Annotated in this window: 21 protein-coding genes; 9 read left to right on the forward strand and 12 right to left on the reverse strand. The window is 47.9% G+C overall.

Features of this window, described 5'->3' with window-relative positions; translation table 11 throughout:
* Positions 1-117: 117 nt before the first annotated feature.
* Positions 118-3,132, reverse strand: a complete 3,015-nt coding sequence (locus ACSF8W_RS03000) for a flavocytochrome c (RefSeq protein ID WP_500844893.1) — start codon at positions 3,130-3,132, stop codon at positions 118-120.
* Positions 3,133-4,148: 1,016 nt separating this feature from the next.
* On the opposite strand from ACSF8W_RS03000, the gene galE reads away from it, so the two are divergent.
* From galE to galK, 3 genes are all read left to right on the forward strand, one after another.
* A complete protein-coding gene (gene galE, locus ACSF8W_RS03005; RefSeq protein ID WP_500844895.1) occupies positions 4,149-5,159 on the forward strand; it encodes a UDP-glucose 4-epimerase GalE in 1,011 nt (336 codons plus the stop codon).
* 76 nt (positions 5,160-5,235) lie between these two features.
* Positions 5,236-6,291 (forward strand): UDP-glucose--hexose-1-phosphate uridylyltransferase, encoded by a 1,056-nt coding sequence (locus tag ACSF8W_RS03010; protein WP_500844897.1) that lies wholly within the window; start codon positions 5,236-5,238, stop codon positions 6,289-6,291.
* A gap of 104 nt (positions 6,292-6,395) precedes the next feature.
* Positions 6,396-7,559, forward strand: a complete 1,164-nt coding sequence (gene galK / locus ACSF8W_RS03015) for a galactokinase (protein WP_500844898.1) — start codon at positions 6,396-6,398, stop codon at positions 7,557-7,559.
* Positions 7,560-7,665: 106 nt separating this feature from the next.
* On the opposite strand, the gene ACSF8W_RS03020 is transcribed toward galK, so the two are convergent.
* The 3 genes from ACSF8W_RS03020 to ACSF8W_RS03030 all read right to left on the reverse strand — a co-directional run bounded on the left by ACSF8W_RS03020 (position 7,666) and on the right by ACSF8W_RS03030 (position 9,793).
* The gene (locus ACSF8W_RS03020) at positions 7,666-8,433 is read right to left on the reverse strand and encodes a hypothetical protein (protein ID WP_500844900.1); all 768 of its coding nucleotides are present in this window, start codon (positions 8,431-8,433) and stop codon (positions 7,666-7,668) included.
* Positions 8,430-8,567 carry a hypothetical protein gene (locus ACSF8W_RS03025; RefSeq protein WP_500844902.1) on the reverse strand — a complete coding sequence of 46 codons (138 nt, stop codon included), beginning with the start codon at positions 8,565-8,567 and terminating at the stop codon, positions 8,430-8,432. The genes ACSF8W_RS03020 and ACSF8W_RS03025 overlap by 4 nt, the downstream gene beginning before the upstream one ends.
* A gap of 287 nt (positions 8,568-8,854) precedes the next feature.
* Positions 8,855-9,793: a LysR substrate-binding domain-containing protein gene (locus tag ACSF8W_RS03030; protein WP_500844904.1), complete on the reverse strand. Its 939-nt coding sequence runs from the start codon at positions 9,791-9,793 to the stop codon at positions 8,855-8,857.
* A 130-nt stretch (positions 9,794-9,923) separates the two neighbouring features.
* Here ACSF8W_RS03030 and ACSF8W_RS03035 point away from each other — a divergent pair, with 130 nt between their 5' ends.
* Positions 9,924-10,478 carry a sugar O-acetyltransferase gene (locus ACSF8W_RS03035; RefSeq protein WP_500844906.1) on the forward strand — a complete coding sequence of 185 codons (555 nt, stop codon included), beginning with the start codon at positions 9,924-9,926 and terminating at the stop codon, positions 10,476-10,478.
* Positions 10,479-10,541: 63 nt separating this feature from the next.
* Here the strand turns inward: ACSF8W_RS03035 and ACSF8W_RS03040 are convergent, their stop codons facing one another.
* Positions 10,542-10,883 carry a hypothetical protein gene (locus ACSF8W_RS03040; RefSeq protein ID WP_500844908.1) on the reverse strand — a complete coding sequence of 114 codons (342 nt, stop codon included), beginning with the start codon at positions 10,881-10,883 and terminating at the stop codon, positions 10,542-10,544.
* Between the two features lie 303 nt (positions 10,884-11,186).
* Between ACSF8W_RS03040 and ACSF8W_RS03045 the strand changes: the two genes are divergently transcribed.
* From ACSF8W_RS03045 to ACSF8W_RS03065, 5 genes are all read left to right on the forward strand, one after another.
* Entirely contained in the window at positions 11,187-11,537 is a 351-nt protein-coding gene (locus ACSF8W_RS03045) for a DMT family transporter (protein ID WP_428478677.1), read from the forward strand.
* Positions 11,537-11,677 (forward strand): hypothetical protein, encoded by a 141-nt coding sequence (locus ACSF8W_RS03050; RefSeq protein WP_428478676.1) that lies wholly within the window; start codon positions 11,537-11,539, stop codon positions 11,675-11,677. Before ACSF8W_RS03045 ends, ACSF8W_RS03050 begins: the two co-directional genes overlap by 1 nt.
* A 321-nt stretch (positions 11,678-11,998) precedes the next feature.
* A complete protein-coding gene (locus ACSF8W_RS03055) occupies positions 11,999-12,307 on the forward strand; it encodes a helix-turn-helix domain-containing protein (protein ID WP_500844910.1) in 309 nt (102 codons plus the stop codon).
* Positions 12,292-12,612, forward strand: coding sequence for a HipA N-terminal domain-containing protein (locus ACSF8W_RS03060; RefSeq protein WP_428478674.1), 321 nt, complete (start codon positions 12,292-12,294; stop codon positions 12,610-12,612). The genes ACSF8W_RS03055 and ACSF8W_RS03060 overlap by 16 nt, the downstream gene beginning before the upstream one ends.
* Positions 12,599-13,645 (forward strand): type II toxin-antitoxin system HipA family toxin, encoded by a 1,047-nt coding sequence (locus tag ACSF8W_RS03065; protein WP_500844912.1) that lies wholly within the window; start codon positions 12,599-12,601, stop codon positions 13,643-13,645. Before ACSF8W_RS03060 ends, ACSF8W_RS03065 begins: the two co-directional genes overlap by 14 nt.
* A gap of 81 nt (positions 13,646-13,726) precedes the next feature.
* Here ACSF8W_RS03065 and ACSF8W_RS03070 read toward each other — a convergent pair whose 3' ends face one another.
* The 7 genes from ACSF8W_RS03070 to ACSF8W_RS03100 all read right to left on the reverse strand — a co-directional run bounded on the left by ACSF8W_RS03070 (position 13,727) and on the right by ACSF8W_RS03100 (position 17,626).
* Positions 13,727-14,212, reverse strand: coding sequence for a VOC family protein (locus ACSF8W_RS03070; protein ID WP_428478702.1), 486 nt, complete (start codon positions 14,210-14,212; stop codon positions 13,727-13,729).
* Between the two features lie 169 nt (positions 14,213-14,381).
* The gene (locus ACSF8W_RS03075) at positions 14,382-15,314 is read right to left on the reverse strand and encodes a LysR family transcriptional regulator (protein ID WP_500844913.1); all 933 of its coding nucleotides are present in this window, start codon (positions 15,312-15,314) and stop codon (positions 14,382-14,384) included.
* Between the two features lie 133 nt (positions 15,315-15,447).
* Entirely contained in the window at positions 15,448-15,771 is a 324-nt protein-coding gene (locus tag ACSF8W_RS03080; RefSeq protein WP_500845004.1) for a RedY/HapK family protein, read from the reverse strand.
* A 58-nt stretch (positions 15,772-15,829) separates the two neighbouring features.
* Positions 15,830-16,315, reverse strand: coding sequence for a DMT family transporter (locus ACSF8W_RS03085; RefSeq protein WP_500844914.1), 486 nt, complete (start codon positions 16,313-16,315; stop codon positions 15,830-15,832).
* Entirely contained in the window at positions 16,312-16,755 is a 444-nt protein-coding gene (locus ACSF8W_RS03090; RefSeq protein WP_500844915.1) for a DMT family transporter, read from the reverse strand. The genes ACSF8W_RS03085 and ACSF8W_RS03090 overlap by 4 nt, the downstream gene beginning before the upstream one ends.
* Positions 16,752-17,267: a VOC family protein gene (locus tag ACSF8W_RS03095; RefSeq protein ID WP_500844917.1), complete on the reverse strand. Its 516-nt coding sequence runs from the start codon at positions 17,265-17,267 to the stop codon at positions 16,752-16,754. The genes ACSF8W_RS03090 and ACSF8W_RS03095 overlap by 4 nt, the downstream gene beginning before the upstream one ends.
* Positions 17,267-17,626, reverse strand: coding sequence for a carboxymuconolactone decarboxylase family protein (locus ACSF8W_RS03100; RefSeq protein WP_500844919.1), 360 nt, complete (start codon positions 17,624-17,626; stop codon positions 17,267-17,269). The genes ACSF8W_RS03095 and ACSF8W_RS03100 overlap by 1 nt, the downstream gene beginning before the upstream one ends.
* Positions 17,627-17,819: the final 193 nt, after the last annotated feature.

The following is a 17,819-nucleotide window of genomic DNA, read 5'->3' on the forward strand; positions in this document are numbered from 1 at the left end:
GTTGATTGTCCGGTTTTCAATACGAAAAAAGAGGGAAGCATGGCTCCCCTCTCTCACCTTTTCCTATTCAGAACGTTAGTTCATGCCCCTTGTTCATGACAGGAGCTATCACCGACATTAATGACGCTCAGCGGCACTGTTACCGGCAATACGGCCGTAAGTGAAGATATCAATCAAGGCATTACCGCCCAGGCGGTTACCGGCGTGGATACCGCCCGTCACTTCACCCGCAGCGTACAGACCTTGAATGATGTTGCCATCTTTGCCGATCACGCGCGCTTGGGTATCAATCTTCAAGCCGCCCATGGTGTGGTGAACCGAAGGCTGACGCGGTGTCGCGTAGAACGGTGCTTGATCCACTTTCAAACCAAATGCGCTCTTACGGAATTCCGGATCGTGGCCTTGGTCAACATAACCGTTGTACTGCTCGATGGTGTCCATCAGTACGTCTGCCGGCACGCCGATTTTCTCTGCCAGTGCTTCCAGCGTGTCTGCCTGAATGATGATACCTTCTTTGATTTCTCGCTCGATGGTTTCATCGGAAGTATTCGCCGCTGTTTGACGGATCTTCTCATCGGCAATCATGTAGATCAGGCCGCCGTTATCAAAGAACGCATCAGACAACACATCGCGGCTACCGCATTCATCCACAAAGCGTTTGCCTTGCTGGTTCACGAAAACAAAGTTCTCTGGCGGCACAATCAAGCCGGTCAGCAATGCACCCGATTTCGGATCGCCCACTGGCATTAACTGCACAAAGCCCATCCCCACCAGTTCCGCACCGGCTTTTTCACCGATTTCAATACCGTCACCCACCAAGGCTGGCGAGTTCGTGGTTTTGATGTCGTCCGCGATTTCTTTCCAGTACGTGTTGTACTTTTTGATCATCTGCGTATTGGCACCGAAGCCGCCAGAGGCCATAACCACACCGTGATTCACGCGCAACACCAGCTTGGTGCCGTTCGCTTGTACCGCGTTGATGCCGACCACTTTGCCGTCTTCCACGATCAGATCGGTCGCACGGGTATCGGTAATGATACGGCCATTTTGCTCTTTAATGCGCTGTTGCAGTTTGTCGACAAACTCCACGCCTTTCGGACGTTTTGGTTTGTGGGCACGACGCCACAGGGCACCGACCGGAATTTCCACCACGCTGCGGTCAAAGTCGATGCCTTTTTCGCTCAACCAATCGACTGACTCCATCGCACGGGATGTCAGTGTTTCCACCAAGTCATACTGACCGTAAATCGACTCACCATTCAGATCGGTACGCTTACCGCCCAAGTAGGTTTGAATGCGGTGCAGCTCGACAGAATCAAACAGGTACTGTTTACCTGCCGCCATATCGGTGAAGTAATTGTCTAGCTGAGATTTTAGTACGTTGAAATCATTGAGGTATTCACCCACAAACTCAGATACCGGCGTTTTCGCCAATTGCATCAGGGTTTCTTTTTCGCCCGCCAGTGCAGGGAAATCGTTTTGCCATTCCGGCTCCGCCGCGTTCACCCAGCCGCCAGTACGCACGGTATTACCGCCAATGGCAGGGAATTTTTCAAGCAGGATAACTGACTTGCCGTTGTCCAGCGCAGTCAGTGCCGCACTCAAACCGGCACCGCCGCCGCCCACTACAACAATGTCTACGGTCTCCTCAATGGTTTTCGATGACCATTCCACCGCTTCTTTGGCTTTGCAGCGCAAGGCTTCAGCGTTACCGCCCGCGAGATCGACCGCGTTCGACACGCCGTCAATCACCGCTTGGCTGCTCACGGTCGCGCCCGAGATCACGTCAATGTTCAGGGTTTGCCCTTCAAGGATCTGCTGTGGAATACGCTCAAACGCAGGGTTGGCAATGCCGTCAGACTCTTTCGACGAATCGACAAAGATCTCCAGAATTTGATCGTCAGAGAACGTCACCGTCACCGGTAAATCCCCATTGTGACCACGACCATAAGCCGTGTACTCGCCAGCATTGAACTTGATTGGCACGTTTTGCAGTTCTTTAATGCGCTGGTGCTTCAAGGCTTCCGCCGCACTGTCGACAATCATGTAATCCATGATTTCCCACAATGGCGTTGGGATGTGCAAGGCATGTTGCTGAGCGATATCGGCAAACTCTGCGCAGGTTTCATCGCTCAGTGCTTTGGTCGCCCACGTTGGTTCAACCAAGTACCCTTTACCGACACTCACCATGTCGTAACCCTGTGCCAGCGCGTTTTCGGCGTCGGCACGTTGGGCAATGCCACCCACCCCGATCACCGGGACTTTGGCTACATTTTCAGATTGCAGTGTGCGGTATTTTTTGATCAACAACTCGGCATCTTCTGGCGTGACAATCGAGTTACGCGCCCAGCTGCCCATCGAGAAATGGAAGTAATCCAGACCGTGCGCGGCCAATTTATCCAGCAGGTACATGGTCTCATCAAAGCGAATACCTGGCTGTTCAATTTCTTCCGGAGAGAAACGGTAGCCGATGATAAAATCAGTCTTACCGTGCTCGCGAGCAACATCTTTGGTTTTGGCAAGAATCGCCAATGGGAAACGAGTGCGGCGTTCAATGTTTCCGCCCCATTTATCATGACGACGGTTAGAGTGTGGAGAGAAAAATTGCTGGATCAGATAAGTGTTGGCACCGTGAATTTCAACGCCATCAAAACCGGCCTCAATGGCACGGCGCACGGCCTGACCGAAGTGGTCGATCATCGCCTCGATCTGATCTTTGGTCATTTCCAGTGGGGTTTCAGCGTTATCACGCAATGCCGCAACGGGGCTGGCTGAAATCGGTTGATGACCACCGTTAAATTCCGGGTTCGCCATACGGCCCGCGTGGTAAATTTGCAAAATAGCTTTTGAGCCGTTGGCTTTGATCGCCCCAGCCAGTTGCTTCAAGCCGGCCACTTTGCTGTCGGTATCAATACCTAATGCGCCAGGGAAAGCACGACCGTAATTTTCTACAAACGCACTTTCTACGATAATGGCACCGGCATCACCGGAACGCGCCGCGTAGTAGTTGACCATTTCTTGCGTCACACCACCGTCAAAAAACGCAGATTGAATCGTCATGGGTGCCATCACGATGCGGTTCTTTAACGTGACCCCTGATTGAAATACGATTTCATCGACTAACTGAGCCATCAAACTTTCCTTCTTACAGATTAATTCTCATAGAAAAATCATTGGCAATAAACACCCATGCCTTTGCTATAAGATCAAATACACATTCCGTCGATTACGCGTGACAACGCCATAGGATGTGAAATACATCCTTGCGATATAGAACAATGAAAATAGGGTTATCCTTGCGTACGTTTAAAAATATCTATCAAGATAAAAAATACGCTTAAATAAATAACCCTAAAAATACTAATGGTTTGAGCGCATGAGTAAAATGAATCCTTTGCATTTTTTGTATGATGAAAATGCATTAACTCCATTTTTGCTGCATATCAGACATAAATCTTAACGATTCAATCACTTACTCAGAAGGTGACAGACTGAGTAATAAAACATAGCAACAGCAATAAAAACAATAATTTATAGACATAAGCAATAAAAACCAGAAGGGCGTACTCTGGCCGTATATTTAACAACCCACCTTCATTAACTGCACTTTTCTGCTAAATAATCGATCCATCAGAATGTGCACTGGCGCACATTTTCCTTCTGACGAAAATTAATCATCCCATTCAGCGTAAAAATAAAACGTCAAAATAAAGCATGCTTTTGTGACCTTTCACTCACTAAGAATAATGAACAATAGATATATGAGAAATAATACGTTCACTCACACCTTTTTATTTCATCAATATGTCCATCAATAACCCACACGGATTAAATAAAATGATCCATTAATTTCTAAAAAAGGTTTCTTTAAGTATCACACATGGGCAGTAGCGCTTTCTTTCACATGCTCTGTTCTCTTTCTTCTTCGCTTTTCCTCGATACTCGCCCCTCGCAAACTCGCCTCCCCCCCTCACTTTGATGATTTTGTGTAAACGTTTACACCAATGTGACTACAATCACAGTCAGCGGAAATCGACCTTGTTACACTGCCTGCAAGTTAAGGATCCGCAGAGCGTGAAATCGATGTCGACTCTGCCATCACGATCTTTGTTATCTCGTTTCTGTTACCCAGATAAGGTGAGCGAACAGTGAAAGTATTAGTTACAGGCGGTATGGGTTACATCGGCAGTCACACTTGCGTACAGATGCTGGAAGCAGGCATGGAACCGATCATCGTTGATAACCTGTGCAACGCTAAGGCAGAAGTCCTCTCGCGTATCCACGCCCTGACGGATCGCACGCCGGTGTTTTATCACGGCGATATTCGTGATGAAGCCTTTCTCGATCAAGTATTTGCAGAGCATGACATCAAAGCTGTTATCCACTTTGCGGGCCTGAAAGCGGTCGGTGAGTCGGTCGAAAAACCGCTGGAATACTACGACAACAACGTGAACGGCTCTTTGGTATTGGCCCGTTCGATGCGTAAAGCGGGCGTGAAAAGCCTGATTTTCAGCTCATCGGCCACGGTATACGGCGATCCTGAGATCGTGCCAATCACGGAAGATTCCCCGACGGGCGCAACCACGAACCCATACGGGCGCAGCAAATACATGGTGGAAGAATGCCTGTCTGATCTGTTCAATGCTGAAAATGACTGGAGCATTACCCTGCTGCGTTACTTCAACCCAGTCGGCGCACACCCGTCAGGCACCATGGGTGAAGATCCGCAAGGGATCCCCAATAACCTGATGCCATTTATTGCGCAAGTGGCAGTCGGTCGTCGTGAAAAACTGTCGGTTTATGGAAACGATTACCCTACACCGGATGGCACTGGCGTACGCGATTACATCCACGTGATGGATTTGGCTGACGGCCACATTGCGGCGCTAAAAGCAGTAGGCGAAAAAGCCGGCCTGCACATTTACAACCTGGGCACAGGTAAAGGCTCCAGTGTGTTGGAAATGGTCGACGCTTTTGGTCAAGCCTGTGGCACCCCAGTACCGTATGAACTGTGCCCTCGTCGTCCGGGTGACATCGCAGAATGTTGGGCCAGCACTGACAAAGCCGAGCGCGATTTGGGCTGGAAAGCCACCCGCACAGTGGCGGAGATGACCGCCGATACATGGCGCTGGCAATCCACCAACCCAAGCGGCTACTGATTCGTAAAACACAAAAGCAGCCACGCCGACACCGGCAACAGAAGACTTTTATTTTGCGCACATTGAGAACACGATAATGGCAAACATTGAATTTAATCCCGTTGATCATCCGCACCGCCGTTACAACCCACTGACCGGTCAGTGGATCTTAGTTTCCCCACACCGTGCCAAGCGTCCTTGGAGCGGTCAGGATGAAAAACCGTCTACCGAGCAACTGCCAAGCTACGATGAGCAGTGCTTCCTGTGCCCAACCAACAAACGTATTTCCGGTGACGAAAACCCGGATTATCAGGGCACTTACGTATTCAGCAACGACTTTGCCGCCCTGATGGTGGACTCACCAGAAGCGCCGCAGTCAAGCAATCCTCTGTTCAAGACGCAGGGTGTACGTGGCCTGAGCCGTGTGATTTGTTTCTCTCCGGATCACAGCAAAACGCTGCCAGAGTTGTCTGTGCCGCAGATCCGTGGTGTGGTCGACACTTGGAACGAGCAAATCGAAGAGTTGGGTAAAGACTACATCTGGGTACAGGCGTTTGAGAACAAAGGCGAAGCCATGGGCTGTTCACAGCCGCACCCACACGGTCAGATCTGGGCAAACAGCTTCCTGCCAAACGAGATTGAGCGCAAAGAACACAACCTGAAAGCGTACTACCAGGAGCATGGTCGCAACCTGTTGGTGGATTACGTGAACGCTGAGTTAGAAGACTGCTCGCGCACTGTAGTAGAAACCGAGCATTGGATTGCGGTCGTGCCTTACTGGGCAGCGTGGCCATTTGAAACCATGCTACTGCCAAAAACGCACGTACGCCGCATGAACGAACTGACTGACGCACAGCGCGATGACTTGGCACTGGCGATTAAGAAACTGACCAGCCGTTACGACAATCTTTTCCAGTGTGCGTTCCCGTACTCAATGGGTTGGCATTACGCACCGTTCTTTGAAGCGGGCACCGATATTGAACACTGGCAGCTCCACGCCCTGTTCTACCCGCCACTGCTACGCAGCGCCACGATCCGCAAGTTCATGGTGGGCTACGAAATGCTGGCTGAATCTCAGCGTGATTTAACCGCCGAACAAGCGGCACAACGCCTGCGTGATGTGAGCGACGTACACTACAAGACCGAAGCATAACGGTACGTAAAACATATCGCTAAACCGGCTTATTTTTTCCGTCGCGAGCGGGTTCTCCCCCTTCTCGCTTGCGACAGACCCCAATTTGAAGACGAGAAACAACCATGACGAATGCACTTATCCAAAACGTAAAAACCGCTTTTGAGCAAGTACTGGGTTATGCCCCAAGCCACATCATTCAGGCACCGGGCCGCGTGAACCTGATCGGTGAGCACACCGACTACAACGACGGTTTCGTACTGCCTTGCGCCATCAACTACCAAACGGTTGTGGCAGCGAGCAAGCGTGAAGACAACATCGTGCGCGTGGTGTCGGTAGATTACGGCAACGCAGTGGATGAGTTCGACCTGACCCAAGCCATCACTTTCCAAGAAGACAAGATGTGGGCCAACTACATTCGTGGCGTGGTGAAGTGCCTGTTGGCGCGTGGCTACCAGTTCAGCGGTGCTGACATTTCTGTGAGCGGTAACGTCCCACAAGGTGCGGGCCTGAGCTCTTCGGCAGCACTGGAAGTGGTGATTGGTCAAACCTTCAAAACCCTGTACAACCTAGAGATCAGCCAAGCCGAAGTGGCACTGAACGGTCAGCAAGCTGAAAACGAATTTGTCGGCTGTAACTGCGGCATCATGGATCAGATGATCTCTGCCGAAGGCCGTGAAAACCACGCGCTACTGTTGGATTGTCGCAGCCTAGAAACCCAAGCGGTTTCTATGCCGGAAGACATGGCGATTGTGATCATCAACACCAACAAGAAACGAGGCCTGGTCGACAGCGAATACAACACCCGTCGTACACAGTGTGAAGAAGCGGCGAGCATCTTTGGCGTGAAAGCCCTACGTGATGTAACCATTGAGATGTTCAATGAGAAAGTCGACACGCTGGACCCACAAGTGGCTAAACGTGCACGCCACGTGATCACGGAAAACGACCGTACACTGGCAGCCGCTGACGCACTGCGTGCGAACGATCTGAAGCGCATGGGTGAGCTAATGGCTGAATCTCACGCGTCAATGCGTGATGACTTTGAAATCACCGTGTTTGAAGTCGACACACTGGTTGAGATCGTGAAGAACGTGATTGGCGAACAAGGCGGCGTGCGTATGACCGGCGGCGGCTTTGGCGGCTGTATCGTGGCACTGGTTCCACCAACAATGGTTGATGAAGTAAAAGCCGCAGTTGAAGCACAATACGAAGCGGCAACCGGCCTGAAAGAATCCATCTACGTGTGTCAGGCCAAAGACGGCGCTGGCTTGGTAGAAATGCTGTAAGGCTCGCGATACTTCCTCGATAAGCGATAAAGCAAACAAAACACCGCGCAGACGAAAGTTTGCGCGGTGTTTTTTGTTTTGGGGAGTGAGAGATCAGAGCTATCTGTTATCTCCTGCTGTTCTCCATAAAGTACAACGAAGGTTCCCTTACTAAAATTGAGTCTTCACTTTCAACTGAATATGTCTTGTAATTCAAACTACTGCTACCTATCACCCAATATCTATGCAGTCGTTCCGATGGATCACGTCGGATAGAATTAGCCAAGTAACCTTTGTCCTCCACTTTAGAAATCAAACTGATACTTTGTAGAAAACCTATAGCACCATCAATAGCATCCAGACTTATACCAGTCTTTTTTGCTATAACTCCCCGACTCAAATCAACATAAGTTTTGCTGTTACTTCGGCTAGCTAGTATGTACAAAAAGCATTTGAGGGCATCACGTTCATGACTATACCTATTAAAAAAAGCTTTCAATGCTGGAATTTCTTCCTCATTTTTAACAAGCGCTCTCTTGGGAAGTTTGCACCACCCTCGGTAAACACCTTGAGTAAAAGTATAGTTTTTTGTTCGAACACCAGTAGATGATAACAAACCAACTATTTGTAATTTCTTTAAGCCCCTCGACACCAAAGAACGACTAAGTGAACACATGTCTGTAAGCTGATCATATGTCGCCCTAACTTCCAACACATCATGCACCGCCCTACCCCCACTTGAACGGTTAACTTGTTTGGCAAGAAGGCACAGCACAATGAACAATTTCAAGGCTGCGATATCATCACTAACCCCCTTTCCAGCACTAAATGACTCTTTTAGTGACCCCTCTGTAATCCATTTAGAGGGCATTTTGGACCAGAGCATTAAAGTCATTTCAACACCGTCTTAAAACCATTGATAAAAACAATCAAATCGCCACCGAATAAAGCTAGCATTAAAATAAGAATCGTCAGTTGAGGCTGTATTTTCGCCAGCCTTTCCAAATCACTTAAAATACGATCTAGCATCACAAGCTCCTGAAAACAGTACAATTCGTAGAACATGTTTACTTTTTACATGATGCTTTGCTGTCTTTAAATAGCTTTTGTCGTAATCTTTCTAGAAAATATAGAACTGTGATAATCATTAAATCATTGATATAAAACAAGTATATAAAACAAGAAAATCACCCATTAGTTCATGGCAATACTCTATTAGTTCATGAGAAATGGATTTCCACGCATTAAGCAGTACCACATTCTGCTTAAGTTAAAGTCAAAAACGACTTAATGCAGAGCATCAAGGCTGTATCCCATCACACATACGACTGCTTCACTATCAGCTCCCGCAGCCATTTATGGCTTGGGTCGTTATCCAGTTGCTTGTTCCATATCAGGAACAGACCACCGGGTGACAAATCTAACGGCAACGGCTTCAGTTCGATGTTTGGGTTGTCGGCAAACTCTTGCAGGCATTTGCTTGGGTAACTCAAAATCAGATCGCTGCTTTCACATAACCGCACGGCACTGGCAATGTTTGACATGTTCACCGCATAGTCGAGCGTGAGGCGTTGTTGGTCCAAGACTTCATGCAATAACCAACGGGCGATCCCGCCTGTCATTACTTGAATATGGCGGTACTTCAAATAGGTTTCCAGGTTCCATGCTTCTTGCAGCGCGGGATGGCCTTTTCGCATCACGCAGGCAGTGGTATCTTGCAGCAACTCAGCGTAACTGAGGGAATCCGGCAGGCTTTCGATATGGGCAGTAGCGCGTTTGTCCCATTCAAAAATGCCGATGCCAAAATCGACTTCCCTTTTTTGTAGACGATGAATGCTCGCTTCATTCCAGTCGCGGTTTTCAATCGTGATATGCGGGGCAGATTCCAACATAGTAGGGAAGACGTGCTCGAATACCATGGAATAGGCGGTTTCAACCAAATCAAAGGTAAACAGGCGGTTGCTGTTAGCGGGGTCAAATTGTTCCGGCGCACTCAGCTGATCAATGTGCAGCAAAATCGCTTCTAGCTTAGGTTCCAGCGCCAAAGCTTTTGGGGTAGGTAATAAGCCTTTCGACTGGCGTTCAAACAGCGGGTCATCAAAGACTTGACGCAATTTTGTCAGTTGTTTACTGACCGCAGACTGGGATAAATAGAGCTTACTGGCCGTGCGTTTTACGTTGCGTTCTTGCAGCAGTACGTACAAGCAAATCAGCAAATTCATGTCGTATTTAAGTAGGCGAGAAATCTCTATCATGATATTCCTGAAGGTAAACGCATGGGTGAAAAGAAGTCACTTCTTATCATATCACTATTGCGCTACATTCCGCCCCGTCGATTAACTGGGGGCGCTGATTTGCCCTCTATGATGCATGGATTGAAAGGTAATGACCGAATTTGAAAAGATGATGGCTGGCAATGACTTCGATGGTGGCGATCAGGGTATTAATGCGATTCGCGACAAGGCGTCACACTTGTTGCTGACGTTAAACCAGACCATTGATGACACCCAACGCAGCGAGCTGTTGCATGAGTTAATGGGCAGCATCCCGGATTCGAGCATTGTCCGTTCGCCGTTCCTGTGTGAGTTCGGTAAAACCATTTTTATTGGTGAAGGTACGTTCATCAATATGAACGTGACCATGCTCGACGGCGCCAAAATCAGCATCGGCGATAATGTGTTAATTGGCCCGAACACCCAATTTTACACCGCCAGCCACTCACTCAATCACTTAGAACGCCGCAATTGGGAAACCTATTGTCAGCCAATCACGATAGAAGACGATGTGTGGATTGGTGGCAATGTGGTGATCAACCAAGGAGTGACAATCGGTGCACGTTCTGTGATTGCGGCCAACTCGGTGGTCAATGCTGACGTTCCACCCGATTGCCTCTACGGCGGCACGCCGGCCAAACTGATCCGCCGTATTGGCGAGAAATAATAAGACACACAAGCACACAGCGTCGTATGAATATGTACGCTGTGTGTTTTATCCATCACGAAATTACGTATCGCCCACACCGGTAAAAATAACGGTGTTTTGCTCGTTAAACCCAGCGACAAGTACAGTGTCGATACCAACACGCCAACTCACAAAGTGCACCGCGCCTGATGCTCGTGCACGCCTGCACCCCATCCACGCATTGTCTTCACAGAGATACACGAGATCATCATGCTCATGGAACCGCTCATCCCCCACACTCTCAATCGCCTGCGCTTTTGTCATGCCAATTTCTATTTTCGACGCAACACGCCCGGGGTACACAATCGCTGAAATCAACAAACCCGCGATAACGGCGAACAGTATCCATTGCAGTATGGTGCCGATTTTTTCCACTTTACCCATGAGACATCCTTCCTGACTGTCCTGTTCGCGCCTTCGACTTCATCAGAACATGAAACCATAGGGTCGTTCAGCGTGAGCGAAAAATGATGTCATTCCCGTCGTCGATCTCACTCAGCCCTTGAGCCGTTAACCTGTATTGCGCCGTACGCGTGGTTGCTGTCGCAATTCTTACATCAAACCGCATCATGGCAAGATCGCGCTTGCCTACATTTAGCATCATCAAAGGCCATGAAGCGATAGGCTTTCTCCCTCAATTCGATTAGCATTTGGCTTTCTTTTCACCCTCTTTTTGAGTACATGACCATGCTCGCGTATTTGTCCGCTTTACCGGCCTATGTCTCCCTGTCTGCCGCGATCCTGTTTGAGGTGATCGCCACCAGTCTGCTACCCCGCACCCAATCATTTACCTCCCTGCCTTATACAGTCACGGTGCTGGGTTGCTACGGCTTGGCATTCTTCTTGTTGTCCGTCACGGTAAAGACACTTTCGATTGGCGTGGCTTATGCCATCTGGTGTGGCGTGGGGATTGTGCTGGTCGCCTCTGCCGGCTGGCTACTGCACGGGCAAAAACTGGATGTAGCGACCGTGATTGGTATGGCGCTGATCATTGCGGGAGTGATGGTCATTAATCTGTTTTCAGGGAATGGGCACTGATGACGACGATTGGTGTACGCTCAAAAACGGACTGCCGATACAACACCCGCCGCGCACAATATGAAACTGCAACAGGCCCGAAAGAATCTAGCTATATTTGCCAAGTCAAAGACGGTGTTGGCTTGGTAGAAATATTTTAAGGCAGACTCCCTTCCTCGATAAACGGCAAATAAAACATAGCGTAAACGAACAAGTACGCTGTGTTAGTTTATTGCTTACCGCCATCGCGTTCTGATGCTCTCGCCCTAACAACACCTATATGACCCAATTTCATGCCAAACCAATAAAATCAGGTCAAAAATGAGCTCGGACTTCCATTGTGGGTCATAGATGAACCATGCTGACTCAAATCAAACAAAATAGGCCACTTATGATATTCGGTTGATTTACATGGGTTATATTTGAGCTTAAAATATCAATGACTATAAACATTAGCTCACAGATAACCTCGGCGAGGCTTTATGAAACCACATCTAGTGCAACTCAGACAAAATGCCAAACTGCTTGAAGCTCAATTGGAGGAGGTCTTAAACCAAATTGAGCAAGCAACAAAGCACCCGATCCCCTCTTATTCACTTTATAGCTCAGATGAATTGATTGCTGATATGCGGGCACGTAAGAAAGCGATCTCATTGGAGGATCTCGAACTCCAAACAGATATATCCGCTTCCACACTCAAGCGAATGCTAAAAGATCCACGTAAAACATCCTTAGAAAACTTTCTCACAGTGGCCAATGAATTGGGGATGAAGATATGGATAGAAAAGTAAAAGTTATGCTTTATAACGAATTCTGTGGTGTGTTATCTCAGGATGATTCAGGCTTTACGTTTGAGTACGACCCTCAATACAAAGGGCGTAGTCTTTCTTTGAGTTTGCCTACGCACAAAAGTCCGTTTTTCAGTAAGCATTTGCATCCCTTCTTCCTGAGTCTTGCCCCGGAAGGATGGCTTAAAAAACGCTATTCCGAACTACAAAAAATTGATGAAAATGATGCGCTTGGCCTGTTACTTGCCAATGGTCAAGATTTGCTTGGCGCAGTACAGTTGATGAGGTTTGATAATGTATCCAAGTAATCGATGCCTGATTAGCTTAGCGCCTCTCAATGAAGGTAATCGACAACAAGATGAGTACCGGAATGGTGAAATTGCAAAATTGCTGGGATCCCATACTTATAAAATGAGATTGCCATTCACGCGGGATGAGTTCATTACAGAGTTGCCGAAAAAGCAGCAAGGTATGAGCATTTCTGGCTATCAGCCTAAACTGTCACTGGCAATCAATGAGAGCGGAAACCTTAATGTCGTTGATAACAAAGGAATATTAATTTTAAAGCCTTCGCCAGAAGAGTTTCCTGAGCTTGCGACCAACGAACATGCAACAATGAGCGTGATGAAATTTTTGGGATTTGAAACACCCGATTTTGGTCTTGTTCGCTTTAATGGTGATGATCCTGATAGTGAATTGGCATTTCTGATTCGACGCTATGACCGAACAAATAATGGCGATGATGCTATACATCAGGAGCAGCTTGATGCCGCAATGAACATCGCTGAGAAATATGGCAAAATTAAAGATGATGATGAGGGATATGTTAGCTATGAACAAGCCTGTCATTTTTTGATTGAGAATATCGACTCTAGCTTAAACTTCAAAAAAGAATTGTTTCGCCGCGTTTTAGTGGCCTACTTTCTCGGTAACAATGATTTTCATCTGCGAAACTTCGGAATACTCCATCCTCAAACATCTGCATCTATACTGGCTCCCGTTTATGATTTCGTCTCTGTTGCGCCATATTCTCACTATATTTCAAACGAAACGGCATTAGCATTACCACTCCTCGCCATAGAAGAAGGTGATAACGGTAACTGCAGTGGTCGTATTTCTCACTGTACCTATACGGGGTTTGATTTCATTACATTTGCTAAAAACATCAAACTAAGTGAAAAAATAGCCAGAAAAATGATTACCGATTTATGCGCTAAAAAAGACAAAATCCTAGACATTTATAAGAACAGTTTTATGCCAAAAGAAGATGTCGAAAAAGTCAGACAATGGATTGAAAGCCGGGTAAATTATCTGGGTTACATGGAGCATGTTGACATATAGTCTGAATGTAAAAAAGATTGGCTTTCATCACAAAGCCAATCCTTTTTCAAATGTTTTCAAGGAAGAGAGCTAACGTGCCAATTACTCGTAATCAGACGCGTAGGTTTCTTCGTAAGTGTGCGAGTAAAGTTCAAATAATGTGCCGAACGGGTCTTCTAGGTACACCATTTTCGCTGGTTTGCTGTCATCTTCTGGGTGATAACGCATGATGTCCATTCTGACTTTACCGCCGTATTGTTTTACACGCTCAATGGTGGCTTCAAAGTCATCACTTTGTAGCGAAAAGTGGAACAAACCAATGCGAGAGAAATCAACACGGTGGCGTTCTTGGTGATCAACCATCTCAAACATTTCAAAGCCAACACCATCCTTCGTCACAAGGTGGGCAATATTGAAGCCTTTAAAGCCTTCACCAAAAACTTCGATACACATACGGCCAATGGCAGTTTCACGCTCTTCAACAACAGGCGTGTTGTCCATAACAATGCGTAGGCCAAGTGCTTTAGTATAAAATTCAACGGCTTTAGTCATATCGCTGACCATAATACCAATGTGACTCATTTTCATCATACTGCTCCAGATTCGCTCTATAAGGTTTCGTGTCAGGGGCATTCCCTGTGTCGATGAGGAGAGTATAGGCATGCGTGGCTATTATTTGAAATTATCGATTATTATAAAAATGATAATTTTAATTTATTAAAATTAGATCTTATGATGCATTCTCGTGATTGACTGTTCACGGCACTGAACGGACATCCCAATAGCAAGGAGAGCCAAATTTATTGGCGAAAAAGTCAATCACCACCCGTACTTTCGCAGCCAGTTGCTCGGTTTCTAAGTAATACGCACTGATCACCTGAGGCTCTGCACTGGTGGAGACACGATAGTCGGTCATGATAGGGACTAATCGACCGTCTTTTAGCGCATCGCCTATCAGCCAGGTGGGAAACACCACGATTCCCGCGTCATTCATCGCACAGGTCACTAAGGTCTCGGCATTGTTGCTGTATAACGCGCCCGCCACGTCATACGCTTTCACTCTCTCTTGGCCGATAAACCACCGTTGTAAACCATTCATTCCTTTAAAGACTAAACAGTTATGATCTGTTAATGCCTCTGGCGTCTTCGGTTCACCTCGCCGTTTCAGATAAGCCGGACTTGCCGCCATCACATAGTGTTGATCGCCAAAACGTTTCATTCTTAACGAGGAGTCATGCGGCACCCCAATGCGGATCAACAAATCGATAGATTCTGCCGCCGGATCGACAAACAAATCCGTCTGTTGCAGTTCAACTTTGATCAATGGATAAAAATCCAATAATTCCGCCAAATAAGGCGCGATGTGCAAGCGGCCAAATGCCACCGGCGCGCTGATCTTAATAGTACCCCTAGGCATGTCGGCCTTTTGTTCAATGCGTGCGACCATCTGTTCATAATGCGCCAGCATATCTGCGCAATGCAGGGCAAACGCCACACCTTCATCTGTTAATGAAATAGAACGGGTATGGCGATGCAATAGCTTGGTCCCGACTTTTTCTTCCAGCTGCGCCATTTTGCGAGAGACAGAAGACGGCGTCATGTCTTGCCGACGCGCAACCTCCGAGAAGCTACGCAGTTGCGTGCTCATCAAAAACAATTTTATTTCCAGTAACGACACATCGTAATTCACACGCTTTCTCCTTGTTGATGTTTTATAGCTTATACAGGCACAAAAAAAAGGCGACCCCGTTATTCACGGGATCGCCGATTTTACTACCGCGGTATACGATGTATTTGACCGATGCGGTATTTATGATAGGGCGTTAAGCGGCCACAATGTTTTCTGTACAGATAAAGTGGGCGTCTTCAGCAAATGCCTGAAATTGTTCCACTACGCGCTGCATGGTGTTCGTTTGAATATCGGCTAAAAATGCGGCTTCAGAGGTAATGTTAATCACTTCAAAATACTGCCACGGGGATGCCGTTTGTTGGCCAAAGACACTCACGCCTTTGAGTACGTCAAACGAAGACACGCTGCTGAGTGCGGACACTGTCGGTAAATCAATCGTTCTTGCCCACTCAAGGTAATCCGCCTCATGGGTTGTCGGTTTCAAATTAAAAAAGACAATTAATGTTTTTGCAGTCATAGACACGGTACGTCCTCTTGAACAGAAGGTAAAAAATGAAGAAAAGTCAGACCCATCGTTATTCGACGGCCAGCGTATGAGTCTCTCGAGCCTGACTGGCTGAATACTGGCGATTCGCCAAATAGATACACACCAATGCACCGGCAATACAGAGCATGGCCGCGACCCGCCATCCATTCAGCGCGATGGGCGCATTGTTTAGCCAGCCCTGTGTATCAATCACTAAGCTCATGATCATCTGCCCCAAAATAGTGGCAACGGTCGCCGTGGCAACGCCCACACGGGGAACAGCCGCGACCATCACAACCATGTAAACAATGCCAAATAACGCCCCGACCAATTGCCATTTAGGCACCGTCAGCAGGTTAGCGGTATAAGACGGTTCAAAGAAAAAAATCAATAATGCCGTCACAACCGTGCCCATGCTGAACGTCAGTAACGCGCTCTGGATCACCCCAACTTGCGCCCCTAGCCTGCCATTTATCGCCGCTTGCGCACTCAATGCCATACCCGCAACAATGGCCAACAACAAAATAATGATCATGAATATGCACCTATCGCGGTAAAGCCTAACGCCAACAAAATAAAGCTGATCGCACACACCCGTAATCGGTTCGTCGGCTGTTTGGGCATGCCGAACCAGCCGAAATAGTCGATAGCAAAGCTTTGGGTGATCTGTCCAAACAGAATGCAAATCATGGTCATGGCAACCCCTAAATGCGGCGTTGCCATGGTTAAGATCACAACATACAGCGGCCCGAGTAAGCCTCCGGTTAACTGCCATTTCGGCAGGGTATGCCATTGCGGACGGGCTGACTGTGGCACAAAAAACTGGATCAACCATAGCAATGCCGTGCCAACACCAAAAATGCTGAGTGTGGCCCATAGATGCCCTACTTGCGCCCCTAACGGCCCAAGCAGGCCAGCCTCAAACGACAGGCCCATTCCTGCGATCACAATCGCGACAATCAATAAGGCGTTCATCGTGGATCAAACAACGTCACAGGTGCATGTTGGGTATAGGCTTTCCCCTGCGGGTATGACACCAACTCTAATTGCATACCCCATGGCGCCATGACGTACACCCACGATTCTCCCGCTGTCGGGCCATCTGTCATCACGGTCGGCTCACCCAATACTTCGATCCCCTGAGCGTGTAGATACGCCACCGCCGCCGCCATATCATCAACATAAAACGCCAGATGGTGACCGCCAATGTCGGCATTATTCGGCGCTTGTGTTTGGCGCTCAACCGTGTCGGCGTATTCAAAGATCTCGAGATTAATCCCTTTGGCATTCATCACCGCAATACGGGTGATTTCCGCTCGGGGATGCACATTCAAATGATCGTGCATCCAGTTATCCTCTGCCGCAAACGGGCCAAACTCATAGGCCAATTCAAAATCAAAATGGCGTTGGAAAAATGCCACCGCTTGTGCCAAATCTGGCACCGTAAAGCCGATGTGATCCGGTTTTTTTAGTCCTGGAATAGCCATTAGCTGTCTCCTCGTGCATGACGAATATGATTCAGTGCGCCCATGGTGGTCGCCCCTTTGTTGAAACCGGTGTAGACCGAAGCGAACATAATTAACTCTTCCAGCTCTTCATAGGTCGCGCCCTGTTTCAGGGCCATATCCACATGGGCCCCAAACGGGTTGCCCTCACCGGTCACATTGACGGCCATTTGATCGATCACCAACGTGATCAAGGCTTTGGTCTTTTGATCGATCAAAGGCATACCCCATGCCTCACCGGCTACACGAACGGTAAAGTCGCCCCAAGCAGGATGGATAGACGCCAAACCGTCAATCAGTGCCTGATCATCCAGCACTGCGTTTTTCAATTGTTCAGTCATGAAAGCCCCCTTTGTGTTTAATGCATACGTGTTGTGCATGCGGATACAGCACAGCGTGTGACGTGCTCGCCGCAGCGAATAGGGGGCATTATAGGGAGAGGACAAAAGTGAAAAACCCACGGGGCCGCACATCACTTTTGCAGTTTTTGCACAAATACGTTTTTGAAAAGAATCCAAACAAAAAAAGGGCCAG

It is taken from the genome of Photobacterium sp. 270122K (assembly GCF_059941365.1).